Origin of the sequence: Nocardiopsis sp. RV163 (assembly GCF_001029525.1) — a bacterium.
GTDB classification, from domain to species: Bacteria; Actinomycetota; Actinomycetes; order Streptosporangiales; family Streptosporangiaceae; genus Nocardiopsis; species Nocardiopsis dassonvillei.
In genome coordinates, this window is the sequence record NZ_LEKI01000088.1 from 1 (window position 1) to 23587 (window position 23587).

The window sequence follows — 23587 nt, forward strand, 5'->3', positions numbered from 1 at the left end:
TGTCCCGCCACACCCGCTCCAACCGCTCCCCCGGGCCGGTGGAGGAGGACCCGGCGGTGGGATAGAGGTACCGCTCCACCGCTCGCCAACTCGTGGCGATGACCTCGCGGCAGATGGCGACGATGGTCACGTCCCGCTCCCGGGCCCGCTCCCCGCCCTCCCCGCCGCACAGCCGCCTCCACTGCCGGACGGCGTCGAGGGTGGCCGCCTCGGCCATGGCGATCATGCCCGCCGCCGCTCCGTACCACCTCTGGTAGTCGGCGTGTTCCGATCGGGGGACCAGAGGAGGATAGGCGGTCGGCCGGGTCCTCATCAGCTCCTCGTAGGAGTCCAGGGCCCCCTTGGCCATGCCGACCGACAGGGCGGCGAACGCCAGGAACATGGAGCTGAACTGCGGACCCGCGTACTCGGGGTTGCCGTGGATGAGGAAGCCCGGCGAGGACGCGCCCCCGACGGCGTTGCTGAGGTGCCCCGGAACCGTCCAGCGCCCGGGAATGCGCTGCAGCGTGACGCGGACGCTGTGCGAACCGCTGCCCCGGAGGCCGGGCCGCCCCTCCCAGTCGTCGAGACGCGTCCAGCGGTCCCGGGGCAGGACGAACATGAGCGGAGCGGGATCGTCCCCGGGTTCCGGGGGAACAAGGGCGTGTCCGATGAAATGGGTGGCGTACGGAGCTCCCGAGCAGTACTTCCACGTGCCATCGACGATCCACCCTCCCCCATCGGCGTGCTCGATGCTGCCGCCGGGGGCGACCACGGCGGGTGCCAGGAACTCGCCCGTGGCGAATAGCTCCCGCTGGGCGCTTTCCTCGAAGAGGGTCCCCGCGGCCAGAGCGTGACCAGCGCTCAGGCAGTACATCCAGCCGGTGGAGGGGCAACCCCTGGCGAGCTCCATCGTCACACGGAGAAAAGTCTCGACCCCGAGTTCGAGTCCGCCGTAGCGCCGTGGAACGAGGATCCGGTACAAGTCGGCCTCGGAGAAGGCTCGGTGGGTGTCGGGAGCGTAGAAGGTGCGCTCCTCCGTCTCCGCCTGGCGTTCCACCAGGGCGCGCGCCAGCTCCGTCGCCCGGGCCAGGACGCGGTTCCGGGTCGGCGTCCCGGCGCCCTCCTCGACTCCGACTTCCAAGGTATCTCTCACCGGAACCAACTCCTCACCGCTCGGGAGACAGGGCGGGCGATCCACAACCCACGTGCACACACGATCGCAGTCTGGAGCGCGGCAGTCGTCTTGTCCCTTGCGGCTCCGCCCGGAACCGGGCATTCGGCCGTGCCCCGGTGTTACCATCCCCATGCCGTCGAGGTCCCGCCCATCGCACGGACGCGAACGGACGGACCGGGGTCGGCGGATCGGTATCCGTGTACCGCGGGAACGCGTCCGAGCTCAGGGGAGGCAGGTCGTGAGCGGCCCAGCGCAGCAGTACCGGACACACTCCCGGGACGAGGACGGCCCCCTGGTGGACGCCGCACGTGCCGGGGACGGCGAGGCCTTCTCCACCCTGACCGAGCGTTACCGCTGGGAGCTCCAGGTCCACTGCTACCGCATGCTGGGTTCCCTGGACGACGCCGAGGACCTCGTCCAGGAGACCTTCCTACGGGCGTGGCGCAGGCTCGACGGCTTCGAGGGGCGCGCCACGTTCCGCGCCTGGCTCTACCGGATCAGCACGAACGCCTGCCTCGACGCGCTCGACAAGGCCCTGCGGCGGCCCCGGGCCCGGCCGCGTCGAAGCGGTCCGGGGCAGAGCGGAGAGGTCGAGTGGCTCCAGCCCTATCCCGACCGGCTCCTGGAACGCGTCGCCCCGAGCCACGAGCAGCCCGAGGCCGTGCTGGTCGCCAAGGAGACGGTCGAACTGGCCTTTCTCGCGGCGATCCAGCACCTGACACCCAAGCAGCGCGCGATCCTCATCCTGCGCGACGTCCTGGGATGGTCAGCCAAGGAGACGGCCTCGTTGCTGGGGATCAGCGTGGCCTCCGCAAACAGCACGCTACAGCGAGCACGCCCAGCTCTGAAGCGCCACCTACCGGAACGCAGGACGGACTGGAGCACGGAGAGCCCTCCCACGGACGAGGAGCGCGAACTGCTCCAGCGCTACATGGAAGCCGGGGAGCGGTCCAACGTGTCCGCCATGGTCGAACTACTGAGCGAGGACGCGCGCCTGACCATGCCCCCCTTCCCGGAGCACTACGTCGGGCGCGAGGCGATCCGCACGTTCGCTCTGGAGATCTTCGATCCGGGTTCGGCGCGCTACCACGGCGAGTGGCGGTACCTGCCCACACGGGCGAACCGGCAGCCCGCGGCGGCGGCGTACGTGCGACTTCCCGGAGAGGTCCTCTACAGGCCCCAGGTACTCATCGTCATGAAGGTGGACCAGGGCAGGATCACTGACCTCACCGGCTTTCCGCCGGACCTGTTTCCCGCCTTCGAGCTTCCCGAGGTCCTACCGGCCTCCTGAGGCCACAGACCGGGACCCACTTTTCTCCCGTCCGACCGATGATTTCTCCCCGGCCTCTCCGTCTCAACAGTGCATCGCCGTCGGCACCCGACGGTGACGAGACGAGAAAGGATCGGATACCGTGGCCGCCAACGACAGTCGGAAGGCTGGCGGGCGTGAGTGGGTCGGCTTGGCCGTCCTGGCCCTACCCACCATGCTCCTGTCCCTCGATGTGAGCGTTCTGTTCCTCGCACTGCCCCATCTCAGCGCCGATCTGGGGGCGACCAGCAGCCAGCAGCTGTGGATCAGCGACATCTACGGCTTCATGATCGCGGGCTTCCTCGTGACCATGGGAAACCTCGGTGACCGAATCGGGCGGCGCAGGCTCCTCCTCATAGGAGCCGCGCTGTTCGGCGCGGCCTCGATCCTCGCGGCCCTCTCCACGACGGCGGAGATGCTGATCGTGTCCCGGGCCCTCCTGGGCATCGCAGGCTCCACGATCCTGCCCTCCACCCTGGCCCTGATCAGCAACGCGTTCCACGACCCGGCACAGCGGGCGCGGGCCATGGCGGTGTGGGGGACGTCGTTCATGGCGGGCACGGCCCTCGGCCCGGTCGTCGGCGGTGTCCTGCTCGACGCCTTCTGGTGGGGCGCCGTCTTCCTCATGGGCGTTCCGGTGATGCTCCTCCTGCTCATCGGTGCCCCCTTCCTCCTGGACGAGCACCGCGCGGAGGAGAGCGGCCCGCTGGACCTGCCGAGCGTGCTCCTGTCCCTGGCCGCCATCCTCCCGTTCATCTACGGGTTGAAGGAGTTCGCCACCAGCGGCTGGGCGTTGACGGCGGCTGCCGCTATCGTCCTCGGCCTGCTGATGGGAGCCGGCTTCGTGTGGCGGCAGAAGCGCCTGACGCATCCGCTGTTCGACATCGGGCTCTTCGGCAACCGGACGTTCAGCACCGCTGTGGCCACCGGCATGTTCAACGCGACTCTGCAGAGCGGCATCGGGCTGTTCGCGGCGCTCTACCTCCAGATGGCACTTGGCCTCTCCCCCCTCTTCGCCAGTCTGTGGCTCGTGCCTCCGGCCGTTCTGCTCATCATCAGCATCAATACCACCCCCGTGCTGGCGGGCCGCTTCCGCCCCGCCTACGTGCTGGCGGGGGGCCTGGTCCTGTCCTCGCTCGGCTATCTGCTCATGACCGGGGTCGGTGTCGACAGCGGGGAGTTCTTCTTCGTCGCCTGCCTGGGCGTCGTCTACGTCGGTGTCGGCCCCGTGGCCGCGCTCATCAACCACCTGGTCTTGGGCGCGGCCCCCGAGGACAGGGCCGGCTCGGCCTCCGCGTTGTCCTCCACCAGCAGTGAGCTGGGCGTCTCCATGGGCATCGCCGTCATGGGCAGCATCGGCGCGGCCATCTACAAGGACGCCGTCACCGTACCGGAGGGTGTCCCGCAGGACGCCGCCCGTGCCGCCGGGGAGAGCATGGCCGGAGCCCAGTCGGTGGCCCCTGACCTCGCTCCCGGTGTGGGTGAGGCGCTACTGGAGCAGGCCCGGGACGCCTTCCTCTCGGGGCTGCACGTGGTCGCGGCGGTCAGCGTCGTCATGACCCTCGGCCTGGCCCTGCTGATCGTCCTCGGCCTGAGGCACGTCGATGCCATCGGGCGCGGGGAGGCGGAGGGGGCCGAGGCCGACACGGCCACCTCGACGTGACACCTTCCGGACGGATCCCGGAGACCGGCTCGGCGGCGGCGCCGAGCCGGTCTCCGGCACACGCAGAGCGGTGACCGCTGGCCACGCCCCCCACACGGGAGGCGCCCGGACACCTCTCGCGTGACGCGTCGGCGACGGTGCGGCCCCGGGGCCGCACCGTCGCCGACGTACGTCCTCAGTCCTCGGAACCGCCGTTGGCGATCATCAGCTTCCGGCCCCGGGGTGCTCCGAACACGGAGGAGGCCGTACCGACCCCGCCGAGGACGGCCCCGCGAAGGCCGATCAGGTCCGAGAGCGGGGTCCCCTCCAAGACGATGGCGTCGGCGAGTTCGCAGCCGAGCACGGTGCAGTCAGCACCGATCGAGGTGTGGGGGCCGATACGGCTGTCCTGGACCACGGTGCCTGGACCGATCACCACGGGACCCACGACTTCGGAGCGGATCACCCTGCTCCCCCGGCCCAACCGTACGGGTCCCTCGACCCGGCTGGCGACGTCCACCTCGCCCAGGGAACCGTGTTCCAGACCGCGCAGGACCTCCCTGTTGCACCGCAGAAGGTCCTCCGTCCTGCCGGTGTCCTTCCAGTAGCCCCTGTACCGGCTGGCCCGGACTTCGTGGCCGTGATCCACCAACCACTGCACGGCGTCGGTGATCTCCAGCTCGCCCCGGGCTCCAGCGGACACCGAGGCGACCGCCTCGTGCACCGCTGCGGTGAAGAAGTAGACACCGACCAGGACCGTGTCGCTCCGGGGGTGCGCGGGCTTCTCCGCCAGCGAACGGACGATTCCTCCCGGCCCCGTCTCCACCACGCCGAAGGCATGCGGATCGGGCACTTCTCGGACCACGACGTGCGCGCTCGGGCGCAGGTCGGCGAACCGCTCCGCCGCTTCGGTGACACCGTCGAGGAGCATCACGTCGCCGAGGTACATCACGAAATCGTCCTCGGCCAGGAACCTCTTCGCCAGCAGGACGGTGTGGGCCAGGCCGAGCGGCCGCTCCTGGCGGAGGTAGGTGATGCGTACGCCGAAGCGGGAGCCGTCGCCCAGCGCGTCGGTGACCGCGTCCGCCCATGTGCCCACGACCACTCCGACCTCACGGACGCCCAGCGCGCGAACGTTCTCCAGCACATACTCCAGAACGGGCTTGTTGGCGATCGGAACCAGTTGTTTGGGGAGGTGGTGACTGATGGGACGCAACCGCGTACCCCTGCCTCCCGCCAGTACGAGGGCCTTCATACGCGGCCCCTCCTCTCGGTGGGTCGACGACCGTGGGCCGGGACACGCACCCGCGTCCGGTCCGTGCTCGGGTGCGCGAAGGCGCGCGGGACGTCCCTAGACGACGTCCAGACGGCGGGGGGAGCGGGGCGGGGACCCCAGGCACCAGGAGTTGTACTCGTCCACGAGCTCCTGGGCACGATCAGTGGCGTGCCGAAGGGCGTCCTCGGCGGGCTCCCCCCGGACCAGGACGCTCTCCATCGCCGAGGTCAGGAGGCGCTGGATCTCCGGAAGGTCACCTATCACGGCGCCCAGCGCGGCTGGGGAGAGATCACTTGCCTCCAACTGGTCGCTGGCGACCCGTCTCCGGCCGTCCTCTCGGAACCACCCCTTCCCGTCGAGGTTCCGGAAGGCGTCCCGGGTGATCGGTACGAAGGTGCTCTCCCGATGCCATTCGACCGCGTTCGGCGTGCTCGCGAGGAACTGCGTGAAGGCCAGGGCCCCGTCACGCACGGCCTTCTCGCAGTCACCGCTCAGCCACAGGGACTGCCCGGCCGGCAGGTTCCCCGCGTAGGCAGCGTCCCCGTTCCGCGGCAGGATCGAGACCCCCACGTCGAACCCGCCCGCGCGTCCCGCGTGCACGGCGGCGTCGGCGAGCTTCGACGTGTGCATCACGAAGGCCACCCGCTGGGAGGCGAACGCCCTGAAAGTCCCCTCCCAGTCTTCCTGCATGCCGGTGTACAGGTAGTGTCCGGCGTCGTCCATGCGCTTCCACCAGCCGACGAAGGCGAGCATCTCCTCGGAGGCCAGGTCCACGGTGAGCGGGTGACCGCCCCGGCGTCCGTTCTCCCGGTCCGAGAGCAGCCCTCCCTGGCTGGCAACGGCCTGCTGGAACAGCCATCCGTGGTTGGCCCACGTGGCGGGGTGCCCTCTCCCGCCTCGTGAACGGGAGATCCGTTCGCACGCCCTCGCAAGGTCCTCCCAGGTACGCGGCGCCTCGCTGACGCCCGCCTCCTGGAGGAGGTCCATGTTGGAATAGAGCACTGTGGTGGTCGCGGTGATCGGCATGGAGGCCAGGTCCCCGTCGAATGTGTAGTACTCGCGCACCGCCGGTACGAGGTCGTCGGTGACGACCTTCTCACCGAGGACTTCCTCTCTGCCCGCGATCGCCCGCTCCAAGGACGTGAACAGGGGCCGCCCGTCGGCGCCGAGCTGGTCCCTGGCCAGTCTGCTGGAGGCGTAGTAGTACTCCACCAGGTGGGGGGTCCGTCCTCGTTCCACGGCCGTGGCCAAGGTCCGCGGAAGCTCGTGGAAGTCGTATCCGCGGATCCGGACCCGGTAACCGGGGTGCGCCTCCTCGAAGTCCCTCGCCTTCCTCCGGATCGGGTCCAGGTAACCCGGGAACCGGTGTTCGGCGAACCAAGCCTCCACGACGGTCTCCGCCGCGTTCCTCTGGTCCTTCATGTCTCTCCAAGGGATACGGTGCCGAGGCGGAGGCGGCGGCCTCCGCCCTCAGCGGAGTCCACGGGCGAAGTCCCTGACGTCGGCCACGAGGTCTGCGGGTCTCTCCAGCGCCGCGAAGTGCCCGCCCTTCGGGAACTCGGTCCAGTGGCGGAGGGTGGGGAAGTCCCGTTCCGCCAAACGCCGCAGCGGGACGAAGATGTCGTGCGGGAAGACCGCGACGCCCAGGGGGACGGTGAGCGGCGGCCCTTGGTCGGCGCCGCCGATGATTCCGTCCGCGTCCTCGAAGTAGAGCTGCGCGGACGACCCCGAGGTGCCGGTGAGCCAGTAGAGGGTCGCGTGGGCCAGGATCGTGTCACGGTCGACGGAGCCTTCCGGCGCTCCGTCGCGGTCCGTCCATTCGACGAACCTCTCCGCGATCCATGCGAGCTGACCGACCGGGGAGTCGTTCAGGGCGTAGGCGAGCGTCCTCGGGCGGGTGGACTGGAGCTTCATGTACCCGGACAGGTGTCTCTCGAAGTGCGTGAGCCGCGCGAGGCGCTCGGCGTCCGGCTTCGAGAGGTCCTCCAGCTCGCCGGGTTCACCGCTGGGGAAGGTCATGAGCATGTTGACATGGGTTCCCGCCACATGGTCCGGGTCGTGCCGCCCCAGCTCCAAGGAGACCACCGCACCGGCGTCACCGCCTTGGGCGATGTAACGTTCGTAGCCGAGTCGCCGCATTAGTTCAGCCCAGGCCAGGGCGATCCTGCGGGTTCCCCATCCGGGTTCACGGGGCGCGTCCGAGAAGCCGAAGCCCGGAAGCGAGGGAATCACCAGATGGAAGGCATCGCCGGGGTCTCCACCATGTGCCACGGGGTCCGTCAGCGGGCCCACGATGTCGAGGAACTCAAGCACCGAACCGGGCCACCCGTGCGTGAGCAGAAGGGGGACGGCCTCCGGGGAGGGTGAGCGTACATGGAGGAAGTGGACGCCGACACCGTCGATCTCGGTGGTGAACTGCGGGAGGCGGTTGAGGCGGGCCTCCACCGCGCGCCAGTCGAAGTCCTCGCGCCAGTACCGCACGAGTCCCTCGAGGTAGGAGGTCGGTACTCCCGCGTCCCAACCCCGTTCGAAGCTCCACCGGGGCCAGCGGGTGCCGTCCAGCCGCCGGGCGAGGTCGTCCAGGTCCTCCTGGGGGAAATCCACACGGAACGGTTGCACGTCTATCCTCTCTCACGTTCAGCCGGTCGCGGAGTGGCCTTACCGGGGGCCGGTCCGGGGCGAACGGGCACGGGTCTGGCACGGCGTCCGAGACCCGCCAGCACACGAAGCACGATCCCCGGCCGGAAGAGGCTCTGAGGCGGATCCACCAGACCGGCGACGCGGAAGAAGGCGGCCGTCAGCACGGAATCCGTCGCCGCCGCCACGTGCAGACGGGCCACGTAGGCGTTCATCAGCCGCACGGCGAGGGGGCGGGGGCCCTCCACCCCCGGGAAACCGAGGTCGCCACCGGCCGAGACCGTCCACGGCACCCGGATCACGGAGGCGACGGCGGAGAAGTAGCGCCGGGCGTCCACCTCACCGCGCACGTGGTCGAGGAGGACCATGGCCTGCATCGCAGCGACCGTCATCCCCTGGCCGTAAACCGGGTTGAAACTGCACACGCCGTCGCCGATGACCAGCAGTCCCCGGGGGAAGCGGCGGAGCCGGTCGTAACGCCGCCACACGCTCTCGGGGTAGCGGAAGGCGACGGGCTCGTCCAGGGGCTCGGCCGCACGTAGGGCGTCGGCGATCTCGGGCGCGGCGAGTGTCGAGGCGAAGGCCAGGAAGCCCTCGTCGTCCGTTGGGGGGTGGTCACCCAGCAGTCCGGTGAGGGAGAGCATGGAGCTGCCGTCCGCCAGCCGGGGGAAGAAGGCCCCCCTCGGGCCTCGGGGGAAGGCGACGGGGTTGATCGACAGGTCGTTCCCGTAGGGGTCGTTTGCGAGCCGGTAATGGCGGGTGGTGTAGGCCAGGTCCACCTTGACCCGTTCTTCGGACGGTGGTTCGTAGCCGAACTCCCTCAACCACACGGGCGTGCGCGAGCCGCGTCCCGTGGCGTCCACCACCAGATCGGCGCCCACAACCTCCTCGGTATCACCGTCCCCCTCGATCACCCGTACTCCCGTGACCGAGTGGTGGCCGCCGTCCGTCACCAGGCCCCGCACCACGCAGCGCTCCAGGATGCGGACGTTGGGCAGCGCGTCGACCCGTTCCCGGACGTACGCCTCCAGGACCGGACGTGTGGCGGACAAGCTCACCAGACCGGCCCGGCCGGGAGCGAGCCGCCGCCCCTGGAAGTACCAGCGCAGGTCCCCGGCCAGGTCTCCCACGGGGACCCCGTCGCCTTCCATGTCCTGGAGCAGACCGGGAAACAACTCCTCCAGGATCTGCTGTCCCCGTGCCAGAAGCGCGTGGGCGTGCCTTCCCTGAGGGACGCCCCTGCGCGGACCTCGGACACCGGTCAACTCATCGCGTTCGACGACGAGCACGTCCGTATACGCCTCGGACAGGACCCGCGCGGCCAGCAGGCCGGCGATCCCGCCACCGAGCACGACGGCCTGCCGCCGGGCACTCTGTGTCACTCTGATCTTCCCTCCATGGAGATTCCCGCGAGGAAAACGATGGTTCGGAGAATTAGCGGAAGATTTTTCTTCTGACCGCACCGTCTTCCGCGCGGAACCGGGAAATCCCCCGGCTCCGGGGGACGACCGACGCAGGAAGTCCATCACGCCCCGCCCCTCACGCGCACCTTCTTTCTTGCTACGGGAGGGAGGCGCCTCCGTATAGCCAGAGCCCACCCCGGGGCTCATGCTCGGAGAAAATCGCAGGACGAGCAGAAGAGAAGATGCGCGACCATTCACGAGGGCCCAGAATCTCTGAACGAAGAGAGGCCATGAATTTAAGAGCCAGGAGACCACATGCGGGTCATGTTCGCTGTTTTCCCCGCCACGGCGCACTTCTTTCCGATGGTCCCCCACGCGTGGGCCCTGAGAAACGCCGGGCACGAGGTCCGCGTGGTGACGGTACCGGGCACTCCCACCGGGGTGGCGACACCGGACTTCGCGTCCAAGATCGCCGAGGCCGGCCTCAGCGCCACCACCTGTGGCCGCTCCCAACCGCTGTCCGTGATGGACGGTGCCGCGCCAGAACTCGTCCCCACCATGGAGGGCTCGGAGTTCTACGCGCGTCACCTGGCGCTGTCGCCCGGGGAACGGCACATCTGGGACGTGTTCTACCACTTCCTGCTGACGACGGTCAGGAACTACCACCCTCTCCGTCCGAGACAGGACGTGACGGCCCTCGTCGACTTCGCCCGCGACTGGAGACCCGACCTCGTGCTCTGGGACCCGTGGTTCCCCAGCGGAGCCGTGGCCGCGCGGGCGTGCGGTGCCGCCCACGCCCGTGTCCTCAACGCGCTGGACTACTCCGCCTGGGTGGGGCGGAGGTTCGACGAGGTGCGGGCCCACGGCGGCGAAGTACCCGAGAACCCCCTGGTGGAGACCCTGCGACCTCTGGCCGAGAAGTACGGTTTCACTCCGGACAAGGAGCTCCTCTACGGCCAGTGGACCATCGACCCGTTTCCGGAGGCGATGCGCCTGCCGACCGGGGCCCCCACCGTTCCGGTTCGCCACACGCCCTTCAACGGGGGCGGCGTCGTACCCGACTGGCTGCGCGACCGACCAGAGATCCCCCGGGTGGTGATCTCCCTCGGAGTGTCCACACGCGACTTCAACCGGAAGGACTGGGGGCGCACGGCCGCCCTCGTGGAGGCCGTCTCCGGGCTCGACGTGGACGTGGTCGCCACGCTCAACGGGAACCAACTGGAGGACGTGCGAGGCTCCCTTCCCGGCAACGTCCGCGCGGTCGACTACGTCCCGCTCAGCCAGCTGCTACCCGGTGCCTCGGCGATCGTCCACCACGGCGCCAACGGCACCTTCGCCGCGGCTGTGGAGGCCGGAGTACCGCAACTCGTCTGTGACACCGACGAGTACCCCCGGTTCGTCGGCGAGATCGACGGCGGATCCGTCGCCTGGAAGCTGCTGTGCCAGAAGCAGATCACCGCCACGCCGATCGCGGAGCACGTGGCCAGGCACGGGGCGGGCCTGCGCCTGAACCACCAGACCCAGTCGGTGGAGGAGATCAGGGACAGGATCCGGGAGGTGGTCCGCGACCGCTCCTACGCACGGGGAGCGGAGCGTCTCCGGCGGGAGTGGGCCGACGCCCCGTCCCCGGCCGCGATCGTACCGACTCTGGAGCGGTTGGCCTCCGAGCACAGGAGCGGATGACCTCCGCGGCCCCGCCCGCGCGGTACGCCCGCCCAACCGGCCAGCCCCAAGACCACCACACGGACCGTTTCAGGCTCAGGCATCGAAGGAAGAGGACATGAGGATACTCGTCACCGGAGGAGCCGGATTCATCGGCTCGGAATTCGTACGTTCGACGCTGAAGGGCGAACTGCCGGGCTCGGAGGGGGCGCGGGTCACCGTCTTCGACGACCTGACCTACTCGGGAAACCTGGCGAACCTGGCACCGGTGTCCGGGCTCCCGACCTACCGGTTCGTGCGCGGAAACACCTGTGACCCGGTGGCCGTGGACGCGGCGGTGGCCGGACACGACGTGATCGTGCACTTCGCGGCGGAGTCCCACGTGGACCGGTCGATCGATACCGCGACTCCCTTCGTCCAGACCAACGCACTGGGCACGCAGGTCCTCCTGGAGGCCGCGCTGCGGCACGGAGTGCAACGCTTCGTGCACGTCTCGACGGACGAGGTCTACGGCTCCATCGACAAGGGGGCGTGGACCGAGGAGTCACCGCTCATGCCGAACATGCCCTACGCCGCCGCGAAGGCCGCCTCCGACCTGCTCGTGCTGGCGTGGCACCGTACTCGCGGACTCGACGTGGTGGTCACGCGCTGCTCCAACAACTACGGGCACTACCAGTACCCGGAGAAGGTCATTCCCCTCTTCGTGACCAACTTACTGGAGGGTCTGCCTGTCCCCCTCTACGGGGACGGCGGCAACGAGCGCGATTGGCTTCACGTCTCCGACCACTGCCTGGGCATCCAACTGGCCCTGCTGTCCGGACGGTCCGGGGAGGTCTATCACATAGCAGGCGGCTCCTCGATGACGAACGAGGAACTGACCGGGCGGCTGCTGGAGGCGTGCGGGACCGACTGGAGCATGGTGAAGCACGTGCCCGACAGACAGGGGCACGACCGCAGGTACGCGCTGGACATCACCAAGATCCAGACGGAACTGGGTTACGTGCCGCGGGTCGGGTTCGAGGAAGGGCTCGCCGCCACCATCGCCTGGTACCAGCGCAACGAGTCTTGGTGGCGGCCGTTGAAGGAGCTCGGCGCGACGCTCCCGACCCCCGAGAGCGTGCCCGCCGAAGGCGACGAGGCCGGGGAACCGGTCGGCACACACTCCCAGGAGGGGAAGGCATGAACGAGAGAGCCAGAAGGATCGACCACTGCCGGGTCTGCGACAGCGAGGACTGGTTGGAGGTGCTCTCCTTCGGTTCCGTGCCGCTGGCGGGGAACTTCCACGACCCCGACCACTCGGGAGGCCCCGAGGAGCGCTTCCCCCTGGACGTGATCGTGTGCCGTACCTGTCGGCTCATGTGCCTGCGGCATGCTGTGGACCCCGAACTGCTCTTCGGCCACTATCTGTACGTCTCCTCGGACTCGGACCTCATCAGCCGACACATGGAGCGCATCGTCTCGCTCTGCGCGGACCGCTTCGGCCTGGCTCCCGGGGAGCTGGTGGTGGAGCTGGGCAGCAACGTCGGCGCCCAGCTTCGCCGTTTCCGGGACTTCGGTTCACGCGTACGCGGAGTGGACCCCGCGCGCAACCTCGTGGAAGTGGCGAACGCCGACGGAATCCCGACCCAGGCGGCCCCCTTCGACCAGCGGTCGGCGACGGTCGTCAGGGAGGAGGAGGGGCGGGCCCGTGTGGTGCTGGGCAGACAGTGCTTCGCCCACATCGACGACGTCCACGCGGTGCTGGAGGGGGTGAACGCCGTCATCAGCCCGGAGGGGGTCTTGGTGATCGAGGTGCCCTACCTGCTCAACCTCCTGCGCGAGAACCAGTTCGACACGATCTTCCATGAGCACCAGTCGTACTTCTCCGTCGGCACGCTCAGAACGCTCTTCGCACGGCACGGCCTGAGGCTCGTCGACGTGGAGGAGGCACCGGTCCACGGCGGTTCGGTGATCGTCTTCGCGGTTCCCGAAGCCGGGGCCACGGCTCCGCGCCCGTCCGTGGCGACGTTCCTGGCCCGTGAGTCGGTGTACGGCCTGGACTCGGACGAGGCCTACATCGCGTTCGCCGAGCGCGTGGCGCGCGTTCGTGACGCGGTGGGAGACCTCGTCCGGGAGCTGGCCTCGCAGGGCGTGAGCATCGCCGGATACGGCGCGCCGGCCAAGGGCAGCGCCCTGCTGCACGCGTGCGGGCTGGGTCCGGGTGAGGTGAGCTTCTGCAGCGACACCACCAGCCTCAAACACGGCAAGCTCCTCCCCGGCACGGAGATCCCCGTACGCTCCCCCGAACACGCCGAGGAGCACCCACCGGACTACTACCTACTGCTCGCCTGGAACTACGCCGAGGAGATCCTGCGCAAGGAAAGCACCTTCCTCGAACGCGGAGGCCGCTTCGTCATACCGGTCCCGACGCCCCGCGTGGTGTCCGCCGACTCCGTGGTGCCCCTCCCCGGCCAGGTCGGCTGAGCCCTCCCGGTAGGACGCAAATGACCGGAACCGCCGAAGGCGGTTCCGGTCTTCCTTGTGTGGAGTCGGCGGGAACCGGCCCCGACGGATCAGTCCCGCGCCCGCCTTCCGACGAACAGCCCGCGGTCGAGGTAGCCGTCCGCCGTGTAGGAGACCTCGGCCCCGGCCCGCGCGAACGCCCTCTCGTAGGCTTCGCGCGGGAAGAGGGTCAGAGTCTGGCGGTCCACGAAGTGCCTCACCCCTGAGCCGTCTCCCACCAGGTAGTGCATCTCGACGGAGCAGTGGTCCCCGACGGTGCGCCAGCGGCCCATCCGGGAGATCCGGAGCCCGTCCGCGGCGGTCCCACCGCTCACGAGGTCGCCCCCGTTCCACTGCTCGGGGAGGAACCACGGCTCCACGAGCAGGACCCCGCCGGGAGCCAGGTGCCCGACGAGCGTGCGCGCCGCCATCTCCAGCTCCTCCTCGTCCTCCAGGTAGCCGATCGAGCTGTACATGCAGCACACGACATCGTAGGTGCGCCCCAACCGGAAGTCCCTCATGTCCCCCTGGTGGACCGGGATGCCGGGGAGCTTCCTCCGGGCGGCATCCACCATCGGCGGGGAGAGATCGACCCCAGTGGCCTCGAAGTCCTCCCGCAGGTGGGCCATCCCCTCGCCGGTACCGCACCCGACGTCCAGGAGGGTCCGGGCGCCCGGGTTCAGCGAGAGCACGAGTTCCCGCGTCCTCACCGCCTGGTCCGCGTAGTCCCGCTGGGCACGGCACACGATGTCGTAGACCTCGACGAAGTCCTGCTCATACATACGTGGCCCCTCCGTTCCCGACGGCCTCGCGGATGATCGAGCAGACGCCCTCGATCTCCTCCTCGCCGACCGCGAGCCCGGTCGGCAGCGCCAGCACCCGCTGGGTCAGAGCCTCGGTGTGGGCGAGGGACTGGCGCACGTGGCGGCCCGGATCGCCGCAGTAGGGCTCCATCTGGTGGCAGACGGGGTGGAAGTAGCGCCGGGACAGCACATTGTGCTCGTGCAGTACGGCGTGGACCCTGTCCCGGTGGACGCCAGCAGCCTCCTCGTCGATCTCGACCACCACGTACTGGCGGTTGTTCCTCTCCCCGGGCTCCCCTCCGCGGAGGGTGACCCCCGGAACGCCCTTCAGGCCCCTCTCATAGCAATCGTGGTTGCGGGCGTTGACCTCGAAGAGCCGGTCGAGGATCTCCAGCGAGGTCAGACCCATCGCGGCAGAGATCTCGCTCATACGGGCCACCGTCCCGGGGCCCACCACCTGACGTTCCGAGTCCAGGCCCTGCTGGACCATGCTCCTCGCCCGTGCCGCGATGTCGGCGTCGTTGGTGACCACGGCCCCGCCCTCGAAGCTGTTGACGAACTTCGTGGCGTGGAAGCTGAAGACCTCGGCGCTGCCGAAGCCCCCGACCGGGACACCGCCTCTGGTGTTGGCGAAGGCGTGTGCGGCGTCGAACAGGAGCGGGACGCCGTGGCGCCCGGCTACCTCCGACAGGCCGTCGACGTCGCACGGCCGCCCGAAGACGTGCACGGCGAGGATGGCCCGGGTTCGTTCGCCGACCAGCCTCTCCACCTGCTCCGGATCGGCGGTTCCCGTCACCGGGTCGATGTCGCAGAACACCGGTACCGCGCCGATCCACTCCATCGCGTGGGCGGTCGCCACCCAAGTGAAGGACGGGATGATCACCTCGTCGCCGGGAGAGACCCCCACCGCACGCGCCGCTATCTGCAGGCCGTTCGTCGCGTTGCACGTGGCGACGCAGTACCGGACCCCGGAGACCTCCGCGACCTTGGCCTCGAATTCCCGTACCAGCGGCCCGTTGTTGGTCAGCCAAAGCCTTTCCAGCGCTCCTTCGACGCGTTCGAGGAGGCGCCCACGATCGCCGATGTTGGGACGTCCGACATGAAGTGGTTGACGGAAGGAACCGGTTCTCCCCACAGGGACCCCATCTTCTCGCAGAAGCGAGGGTGCGGGACGGGGGCCCGCCCGAGGAGGGCAGCGTGGGCGAGGCCTCCCGTCCCGACCCAGGACAGAGCGATACTCCCAGGGGAGAGCGCGCGCGGTCGTCTTCCGTATTGCTCGGAAGAACACGACGAAAGCAACAGGGAAGACGTGCCCCCGGGGCGGGGAAACCATCATTGTCTTTCATGGAAGCCAACGGAGACGGGGCCGCGCCGCATCGGACCGCCCCCTCGAAAGGCGGTGCCCCTCCGGGGGGAGGCACCCGCCCCCTCACCGGCGACGAGTACGTCGAGAGCATCCGCGACGGCCGTGAGGTCTACCTGTACGGCCAGCGTGTGAAGGACGTGACCGGGCACGAGGCCTTCGCCAACCCCGTCCGGATGACGGCCCGGCTCTACGACGCCCTGCACGACCCCGCCCGTTCCGGAGCCCTCCTCGCTCCCACCGACACGGGTTCGGGCGGGTACACCCACAGTTTCTTCACCACCCCCCGCAGCCCGGACGACCTGGTCCGCGACCAGCGCGCCATCGCGGCCTGGGCGCGGGAGAGCTACGGGTGGATGGGGCGCGGCCCCGACTACAAGGCGTCCTTCCTCGGCACCCTAGGGGCCAACGCCGACTTCTACCGGCCGTTCCACGAGAACGCGCGGCGTTGGTATCGGGAGTCCCAGGAGAGGGTCCTGTACTGGAACCACGCCATCGTCCACCCACCGGTCGATCGGGCGCAGCGGCCCGACGACGTCAAGGACGTGTACGTGCACGTGGAGAAGGAGACGGACGCGGGGGTGGTGGTCAGCGGGGCGAAGGTGGTGGCGACGGGTTCGGCCCTGACCCACTACAGCTTCCTGGCCCACCAGGGAATGCCCCTCAAGGACAGGAGCATGGCGCTGATCGCCACCGTCCCGATGGGCGCACCCGGGGTGAAGCTGCTCTGCCGTCCCTCCTACACCGCCGCCGCGGCCAGGACCGGCGGCCCCTTCGACCACCCGCTCTCCTCCCGGATGGATGAGAACGACAGCGTCCTCGTCCTCGACCGGGTGCTCGTTCCGTGGGAGAACATCTTCGTCTACGGCGATGTGGGCAAGGCCCAGCTGTTCGGCAGCGACTCGGGGTTCATGGAGCGGTTCACCTTCCACGGCTGCGTCAGGCTGACGGTGAAGCTGGAGTTCATCGCCGGGCTGCTCAGCCGCGCGCTGGAGATCACGGGCACGCACGACTTCCGCGGGGTCCAGAGCCGCCTGGGCGAGGTGCTGGCATGGCGCAACCTCTTTCAGGGCCTGGCGGACGCCGCGGCGAGGAACCCCGTCCCGTGGCGCGACGGCTCGCTCCTGCCCAACCCCGCCTACGGCATGGCCTACCGATGGTTCATGCAGATCGGGTACCCGCGTGTACGCGAGATCGTGCAGCAGGACGTCGCAAGCGGACTCATCTACGTCAACTCCAGCACCGACGACTTCCACAACCCGGAGATCCGCCCCTATCTGGACAAGTACCTGCGCGGCTCCCACGGGGCCGACGCGGTGGAGCGCTCCAAGGTCATGAAGCTCCTCTGGGACGCGACCGGCTCGGAGTTCGGTGGCAGGCACGAACTGTACGAGCGCAACTACGCCGGCAACCACGAGGCGACGCGGATCGACCTGCTGACCCACCACACCGCCCGGGGCGACCTGGGCGGTTTCGTCGCGTTCGCGCAGCGGTGCATGGACGAGTACGACCTGGACGGCTGGACGGTCCCGGATCTGCGGGACCACAGGACGGCACCACGAGGGACGGGAGACGGCCATGGCCACTGACTCCATCACACGACGCTTCGGGGCGCAGGTGGAACGCACCCCGGACGCCATCGCCGTGTCCTCGGGGGGCACGGACCTGACCTACCTGGAGCTGGATCAGCACTCGGACCGAATCGCACGCGGGCTGCGCGTCCTGGGTGTGGGAGCGCGGACCCCGGTCGCCGTACTCATGTCCAGGTCCGCGGACCTCGTCGCCGTGACCCTGGCCGTCCTCAAGGCCGGAGGCCACTACGTACCGCTCCACGAGGGGCACCCCGTGGAACGGTTGGCTGAGGTCGTCTGCGACTCCGGGGCCCGGATCCTCGTCACGGACGTGTCCCCGGGTGGAGGGGGCGTCCCCGCCTGCGAAACGGTCACGGACGTGCGTGCCCTCACCCGCGCTGCGGAGGAGGTCCGCGGCCCCGGACAGGGCGGCACCGCACCACCGGAGGAGGGCCCAGGACGCACGGCCTACCTGATGTACACCTCCGGTTCCACGGGCGCTCCGAAGGGCGTCGCGGTCACCCACGGAGGCGTGCTCGGTCTGGTCGACGACGGCTGCTGGGAGGGGAACGCCCACGAGCGCGTGCTGATGGTCGCGCCGTACGCCTTCAGCGTCTCGTCCTACGAACTGTGGGTGCCCCTGCTGCGGGGAGGAACCGTCGTCACGGCACCGCCCGGCCCGGTGGACGTCTCCACCCTGCGCCGCCTGGTCTCCGAGAAGGGGATCACCGGCCTCCACCTGACGGCCGGCCTGTTCCGGGTCCTGGCCGAGGAGGCCCCCGAGTCGCTTCGGGGGGTGCGTGAGGTCCTGACGGGGGGCGACATCGTCTCCTCACGCGCGGTACGCCGCGTTCTGGAAGCCGCACCGGGAACAGTCGTCAGGGCCACCTACGGCGCCACAGAGCTCACCCTCTTCGCCCTCACCATGCGGATGGCCTCCGTGGAGGATGTCGACGACGTCGTGCCGGCCGGGCACTGCATGGACGGAACATACGTCTACGTCCTCGACAGCGCGCTCCGTCCGGTCGCCACCGGCACGGTCGGCGAACTCTACGTGTCCAGCGACCGCCTGGCCCGGGGCTACCACCGGCGTCCGGACCTGACCGCCCAGCGGTTCGTCGCCGATCCCTTCCGGGGATCGGCACGGCGGATGTACCGCACGGGCGACCTGGTACGCCGCAGGTCGAACGGTGTGGTGGAGTTCCTGGGCAGGGCCGACCTCCAGGTCAAGATCAGGGGTTTTCGCGTCGAGCCCGCCGAGGTCGAGGCGGTGCTCGCACGGTTCCCCGGCGTGGCGCACGCGGCGGTGACCCCCCACGACGACCCCTCCGGCTCACGGAGTCTCACGGCGCACGTGGTCGCCGAGCGGGGAGGGCCCCCGTTGGACGTCGCGGGGCTCCAAGAGCACACGCGGCGCCTGTTGCCCGACTACATGGTCCCCTCCACCTTCATCGTGCTGGACTCCCTCCCCCTGACCCCCAACGGGAAGGTGGACCGCCGGGCCCTGCCCAAGGCCGCCTCTCCGTCCGCGGCACCGGAACGCCGGGGGCCCCGGAACCGGGCCGAGGAGCTCCTGTGCTCCCTCTTCGCGGACGTGCTCGACGTGCCGGACGTCGGAGTCACCGACGACTTCTTCGACCTGGGAGGCCAGTCGCTCCTGGCCATGCGTTTGCTCAGCCGACTGGAGTCGGCGACGGGAGTGGACCTGCCTGTCAAGGTCCTGTTCGACTCCCCGACCGCGGAGTCCCTGTCCCGTCACGTCCTGTCCCACTCCGCCTGGTCGGAGAACACCGCGGTCAGCGCGTAGGGACGCGACGGAGGAGATCCGAGATATCCGCCCCGAGCCCAAGGAGAAGACCATGAACCCCTTCGACTCTTCCGAGGGATCCTTCCTCGTTCTGACCAACCCGGCGGGGGAGCACTCCCTGTGGCCGGCCTCCGCCAACCCCCCGGCGGGGTGGAGCGTGCGCCACGGTCCCGCAGACAGGCGGGAATGCCTCGACCTGGTCACCGACGTCTGGTCTGACGCGGAGCCCGGACCCATGCCCCTATCGCTCCAACAGCGCTTCCTGCTTGGGCTGGACAAGGGGGACACGGACGGCTCGTGCGGTACCGGACACGTCCTCGGAACGGGGGTGCGCGTCTCGGGTGCGGTGGAGATCCCCGTGCTCCAGCGGTCCCTGGAAGAACTGGTGGAGCGCCACGAGGTCCTGCGCACCCTCCTGGTCGGAGAGAACGGCGAACGCATCCCTGTCGTCCTCCCCCCGTCGAAGGTCCCCCTCGACGTGCACGACCTCTCGGGAACGCCCGCGAAGGAGCGGAACCGCCGCGCCGAGGACTTCCTGAACGAACAGGAGGTGCTCGGCCTTCCCTTCGGAGAGGTCCCCCACCTCCGAGCCGCTCTGGGCAGGTTCGGGCCCGAGGACGCGGTTCTGGTCCTGATCGCCCACCACATGGCCGTGGACGGGTGGTCCATGCGCGTCCTGATCCGGGACCTGGCCATCATCCACGCGCTCGGAGCCGGGGCCCCGGCCGGGCCCCTCCCCTACGCCTACTCCTATGCGGAGCACGCGCGTGAACAGGGCGAGTGGGCCGAGGGGGCACAGGCCGCCGACGCCCGAGAGTACTGGCGTGAGAAGCTCCGCGGCGCCCGCATGACGACCATCGGGAACGATCGACCCCACCGGGGCGGCCCCGACTCCTACGCCGTGCACCGGTTCTCGCTGGAGGAGGAGACGGCCGCTTCGCTTCTGGCCAGGGCGCGAAAGGCCCGCTGCTCACCGTTCATGGTCCTCATGGCCGTTTACAACCTCGTGCTCTCCAGGCGCACCGGCGAGAAGGACCTGACCGTCCCCACCTTCACGTCGGGACGCGGCCAGGCCAAGTACCAGAACACCGTCGGCCCGTTCAACAACTTCCTGCCCCTACGCACGGACCTGTCCGGCTGCACGACCTTCGACGAGGTCCTGGCTCGTACCCGGGCCACGTGCCTGGACGCCTACCACCACGACGTCCCCTTCCCCCTGATCGCCGGAGAGGCGCCCGACCTCATGGAGCCCTTCGTCCGGAACGACGTCGACGTCGTGGCCTTTGAGGTGCTCCAGTTCCCCGATGCCATGGAGGGCGAGTCCTTCGGCCCACTGGTGGTCACCGAACTCCAAGAGCGCACGGTCTCCCAGGCGCCGAGCTCCGCCATTCCCGACGGTCTGCTGTGGGCGATGGAGGTGCTGCCGAACGGGCGCGTCACCGGCAGCCTCAAGTTCAACGCCGACCTGTTCGACGATGAGACCGTTCAGGCGCTGGTGGAGGAGTTCTGCCGTGTCCTGGCCCAGGTGACCAGAGAACCAGGGGCCCCGCTGAGCGGAGTGTGAGCGCCGAGGGCGGCGGACGGACCCCGTCCGCCGCCCGGACCCCGCTCAGCGACGGACGCGGTACCTGAGGTGCGTGGCGTTGGACGTCGTCACCGCGGCGACCTGTTCGAGCCCGACCGGGTCGTCCTCCCCCAAGTGGTCGAACAGCCGGGTGCCGCCGCCGAGCAGGACCGGTACGAGGTGGATGTGGATCTCGTCCAGCAGCCCATCCCGCACGAACTGCTGCGTGGCGTTGGCGCCCATCACGTATACCCCCTTGTCCCCGGCCTCCTTCCTGGCCTCCTCCAGGGCGGCCAGGGGACCCTCCGTCACGAAGCGGAACTCTGTCTCACCCTGTTTCTCGGCGGGCCGCTCCTCATGGGTGAGAACGAACACCGTGACGCGCATCGGCCCGTTCGGCCCGGTCCACCCCTGCGGCCCGTAGACGACGTCGAAGGTCCGGCGCCCCATCACCACCGCTCCCAGGTCCTCCGCGGCCTCGGCGAGCAGGGCATGCTCCCGGTCGTCCCCGCCGAACACCCAGTCGTGGAGGCGCCCGGCCGCGTCACCGGGCCCCGTGATGAAACCGTCCAGCGACATCGAGACATCCGTTCCGACGATCCCCATAAACACTCCTCAACCGTTCTCCATGTACACGGCCCGGCTCCGAACGCGACCGCCGGCGACGGACCGTGTTCGTTGAGACGGTCGAGGAGGGGGAAAATCATCGCCCGCTGGTCCGTGGACCAGCGGGCGACGGTGAGGAGGCACGGTCAGCCGTCGGAGCGTGTCCCCCCTCCGCGCACGTGGACCTCGGGTACGTAGAGGATCCAGCGTCCGCCGGACTCCAGGAACTCCCGTTCCTTGGAGATGATCTCCTCCGCGTGGTTCCACGCGAAGAGCAGCGCGTAGTCGGGGTAGGGGTCGCCGAACGCCTCCGCCGGCACGATGGGGATGTGCGAGCCGGGCATGACCCTTCCCTGCTTCTCCCTGGTGGAGTCGCAGACGTAGGGCACCAGGTCCGCGCCGATACCGAAGGAGTTCGTCACGGTCGTGCTCTTGGCCGTGGCGCCGTAGCCGGCCACGGTGCTCCCCTCGTCGCGCAGGCGGCGCAGAAGGCCGACCAGGTCCTCGCCGATCCTGGCGACGCGATCGCCCAGACGGAGGAACGTGTCGTACTCGGCCAGGCCGAGTTCCCTCTCCTCGTCCAGCATCCGGCCCAGGCGCGCGCTCGGCGTCCGGCGCCCGGGGCGCGCCGTGGTGTAGCGCACCGATCCCCCGTGCACGGGGATGCGCTCGGCGTCGACCAGTTCGAGTCCGAACCGCCGCACCATCTCCCTCACCGAACGGGCGGCGAAAAGGTGGACGTGCTCGTCGTAGATCTGGTCGAAGGCACTGGTGGAGAGGATGTCCCCCAGGTAGCGCTCCTCGAACACGAAGATCCCGTCATCGGCCAGTAGCACCTCCACACCCTTGAGAACCGAGTCGATGTAGGAGATGTGGCTGAAGGCGTTGGCCGAGTAGACCACGTCGGCGGGACCGTGCTCGCGGAGGATCCGGAGGGCCGACAACTCCTCGAAGAAGTCGACGAGGACGTCGACCCCCTTCCGCCGTGCGACGGCGGACGCCTCCTCTGAGGGATCCACCCCCAGGTGCCTGGCACCGGCCTCGGCGATCCTCCTGAGCATGATCCCGTCGTTGCTGCCGATCTCCACGACGAAGGGGGGGTCCCCGTCGGGTCGCTGCGCGAGGAACAGGTCCGCGACTGCCTCGAAGTGCCTTCTCATGAACGCCGACTCCGAGGATCGGTAGGGGTAGTCATCGCGGAACATGTGCTCGCGCGGGACCTCCTCCATCTGCTGGACCATGGTGCAGGTGTCACAGACGCCGATCGCCAACCGGAACGTGTTCTCCCCTCCGGCCTTCTCCGGTGGCGGGAAGGCGTTGGAGATGGGCTGCCGCCCGAAGTCGAGGCACTCGCGGACCGCGCCCCCGCAGATGCGGCAGGTCTTCGTCGTTCGGGCCATCGTCTCCCCCTCTGTACGCGTGGTACCTGGCCGGGCGCTCACGAGAACTGGCCCGGGCGGCGGCCCGGCCCGGCCGGGCCCCGGTAGGCCTGGGCGATGCCGAGCCAGTGCTCGGCGTCGGGTCCGACGGCGGTGACGTCGAGGTCGTCCCGGTGGCGGCGGCGCGTCACCAGCAGGCAGAAGTCGACGGCGTCGCCGGTGACGCGCTGTTCGGCGTCGGCGGGACCGAACTCCCACACCTGCCCGGAGGGGGCCCTCAGCTCGAAGCGGAACTCGGTGTCCGGCGGGGTCAGCCCGCGGGACTGGTAGCCGAATTCCCAGGTCAGCACCGCGAACCCCGCGACGTTGCCGATCCTGTCGGTGCGCTCGGGACGGACACCGAGCGCGTCGGCGACGTCCTGGCCGTGCGCGAAGAGCTCCATCATCCCCGCGCAGGCGAGCACCGCCGGGGGGATCGGACGCACCAGCCAGGGAACGGGCCGGTCCGCCGGGGCCTTCGCCAGGGCCTCCACCGCGAAGTCGCGGTCCTCGCGCCAGCGGGCCAGGAGCTTCTCGGGCTCGTCGAGGGGATAGGTGGCGAGTACCGCGTTGACGGCGCCGTCGAAGTCCTTGCCCGCCTCGGCGGTCATGGCCCTGAACGCCTCCGCGTCCGAGGCGGCGGTTCCCGCCAGACGGAAGACGAAGGAGAGGTGGGCGATCTGGTGGGCGACGGTCCACCCCTCGGCGGGGGTCGGGCGGGCCCAGTCCGCGGGGTCCAGGTCGGCCACGAGTGCGTCGACCGCGGCCGCCTCGGCCGCCAGGTCGGCGATGGTGTCGGGCAGGTTGTTCACGTCTCGTTCCTCTTCCGTCTGGCGGGAACCGCCGCCTCGGACGCGGAGGCGTTCAGGGCCATGACCGCCGAGGCGGG

At 69.5% G+C, this 23587-nt stretch carries 18 protein-coding genes; 8 read left to right on the top strand and 10 right to left on the bottom strand.

Features of this window, described 5'->3' with window-relative positions; all coding sequences use genetic code 11:
• Positions 1-1135: acyl-CoA dehydrogenase family protein (locus tag ABD54_RS16135; RefSeq protein WP_047870316.1), on the bottom strand; the 1135-nt coding region annotated here is incomplete at its 3' end.
• Between the two features lie 259 nt (positions 1136-1394).
• Between ABD54_RS16135 and ABD54_RS16140 the strand changes: the two genes are divergently transcribed.
• Positions 1395-2447 carry an RNA polymerase subunit sigma-70 gene (locus ABD54_RS16140; RefSeq protein WP_235432081.1) on the top strand — a complete coding sequence of 351 codons (1053 nt, stop codon included), beginning with the start codon at positions 1395-1397 and terminating at the stop codon, positions 2445-2447.
• A gap of 121 nt (positions 2448-2568) precedes the next feature.
• Positions 2569-4128, top strand: a complete 1560-nt coding sequence (locus ABD54_RS16145; protein WP_047870317.1) for an MFS transporter — start codon at positions 2569-2571, stop codon at positions 4126-4128.
• Positions 4129-4303: 175 nt separating this feature from the next.
• Here the strand turns inward: ABD54_RS16145 and ABD54_RS16150 are convergent, their stop codons facing one another.
• From ABD54_RS16150 to ABD54_RS16165, 4 genes are all read right to left on the bottom strand, one after another.
• Complete coding sequence (locus ABD54_RS16150) at positions 4304-5362, bottom strand: glucose-1-phosphate thymidylyltransferase (protein ID WP_047870318.1); 1059 nt, start codon at positions 5360-5362, stop codon at positions 4304-4306.
• Between the two features lie 96 nt (positions 5363-5458).
• Positions 5459-6805, bottom strand: a complete 1347-nt coding sequence (locus ABD54_RS16155; RefSeq protein ID WP_047870319.1) for an extracellular solute-binding protein — start codon at positions 6803-6805, stop codon at positions 5459-5461.
• A gap of 48 nt (positions 6806-6853) precedes the next feature.
• On the bottom strand, positions 6854-8002 hold the full coding sequence (locus ABD54_RS16160) for an epoxide hydrolase family protein (RefSeq protein ID WP_047870320.1): 1149 nt from the start codon (positions 8000-8002) through the stop codon (positions 6854-6856).
• Positions 8003-8004: 2 nt separating this feature from the next.
• A complete protein-coding gene (locus ABD54_RS16165; RefSeq protein ID WP_082166845.1) occupies positions 8005-9402 on the bottom strand; it encodes an NAD(P)/FAD-dependent oxidoreductase in 1398 nt (465 codons plus the stop codon).
• A gap of 345 nt (positions 9403-9747) precedes the next feature.
• Here ABD54_RS16165 and ABD54_RS16170 point away from each other — a divergent pair, with 345 nt between their 5' ends.
• From ABD54_RS16170 to ABD54_RS16180, 3 genes are all read left to right on the top strand, one after another.
• Positions 9748-11106, top strand: a complete 1359-nt coding sequence (locus tag ABD54_RS16170) for a nucleotide disphospho-sugar-binding domain-containing protein (RefSeq protein WP_200904122.1) — start codon at positions 9748-9750, stop codon at positions 11104-11106.
• 97 nt (positions 11107-11203) lie between these two features.
• Positions 11204-12268 carry a dTDP-glucose 4,6-dehydratase gene (rfbB, locus tag ABD54_RS16175; protein WP_082166846.1) on the top strand — a complete coding sequence of 355 codons (1065 nt, stop codon included), beginning with the start codon at positions 11204-11206 and terminating at the stop codon, positions 12266-12268.
• The gene (locus tag ABD54_RS16180; protein ID WP_047870322.1) at positions 12265-13548 is read left to right on the top strand and encodes a class I SAM-dependent methyltransferase; all 1284 of its coding nucleotides are present in this window, start codon (positions 12265-12267) and stop codon (positions 13546-13548) included. The genes rfbB and ABD54_RS16180 overlap by 4 nt, the downstream gene beginning before the upstream one ends.
• An 89-nt stretch (positions 13549-13637) precedes the next feature.
• Here ABD54_RS16180 and ABD54_RS16185 read toward each other — a convergent pair whose 3' ends face one another.
• Positions 13638-14348 carry a trans-aconitate 2-methyltransferase gene (locus ABD54_RS16185; protein ID WP_047870323.1) on the bottom strand — a complete coding sequence of 237 codons (711 nt, stop codon included), beginning with the start codon at positions 14346-14348 and terminating at the stop codon, positions 13638-13640.
• Positions 14341-15504 (bottom strand): DegT/DnrJ/EryC1/StrS aminotransferase family protein, encoded by a 1164-nt coding sequence (locus ABD54_RS16190; RefSeq protein WP_200904123.1) that lies wholly within the window; start codon positions 15502-15504, stop codon positions 14341-14343. Before ABD54_RS16190 ends, ABD54_RS16185 begins: the two co-directional genes overlap by 8 nt.
• Before the next feature lie 209 nt (positions 15505-15713).
• On the opposite strand from ABD54_RS16190, the gene ABD54_RS16195 reads away from it, so the two are divergent.
• From ABD54_RS16195 to ABD54_RS16205, 3 genes are read left to right on the top strand one after another with little or no spacing between them, the layout of a single operon-like run.
• Positions 15714-17321 (top strand): 4-hydroxyphenylacetate 3-hydroxylase family protein, encoded by a 1608-nt coding sequence (locus ABD54_RS16195; protein WP_082166847.1) that lies wholly within the window; start codon positions 15714-15716, stop codon positions 17319-17321.
• The gene (locus ABD54_RS16200) at positions 17311-19110 is read left to right on the top strand and encodes a non-ribosomal peptide synthetase (RefSeq protein WP_047870324.1); all 1800 of its coding nucleotides are present in this window, start codon (positions 17311-17313) and stop codon (positions 19108-19110) included. The genes ABD54_RS16195 and ABD54_RS16200 overlap by 11 nt, the downstream gene beginning before the upstream one ends.
• Before the next feature lie 52 nt (positions 19111-19162).
• The gene (locus ABD54_RS16205) at positions 19163-20674 is read left to right on the top strand and encodes a condensation domain-containing protein (RefSeq protein WP_053063597.1); all 1512 of its coding nucleotides are present in this window, start codon (positions 19163-19165) and stop codon (positions 20672-20674) included.
• Positions 20675-20719: 45 nt separating this feature from the next.
• Here the strand turns inward: ABD54_RS16205 and ABD54_RS16210 are convergent, their stop codons facing one another.
• From ABD54_RS16210 to ABD54_RS16220, 3 genes are all read right to left on the bottom strand, one after another.
• On the bottom strand, positions 20720-21280 hold the full coding sequence (locus tag ABD54_RS16210) for a dihydrofolate reductase family protein (RefSeq protein ID WP_047870325.1): 561 nt from the start codon (positions 21278-21280) through the stop codon (positions 20720-20722).
• 146 nt (positions 21281-21426) lie between these two features.
• The gene (locus tag ABD54_RS16215; RefSeq protein WP_047870326.1) at positions 21427-22680 is read right to left on the bottom strand and encodes a class I SAM-dependent methyltransferase; all 1254 of its coding nucleotides are present in this window, start codon (positions 22678-22680) and stop codon (positions 21427-21429) included.
• A gap of 38 nt (positions 22681-22718) precedes the next feature.
• The gene (locus ABD54_RS16220) at positions 22719-23510 is read right to left on the bottom strand and encodes a TIGR03084 family metal-binding protein (protein ID WP_047870327.1); all 792 of its coding nucleotides are present in this window, start codon (positions 23508-23510) and stop codon (positions 22719-22721) included.
• Positions 23511-23587: the final 77 nt, after the last annotated feature.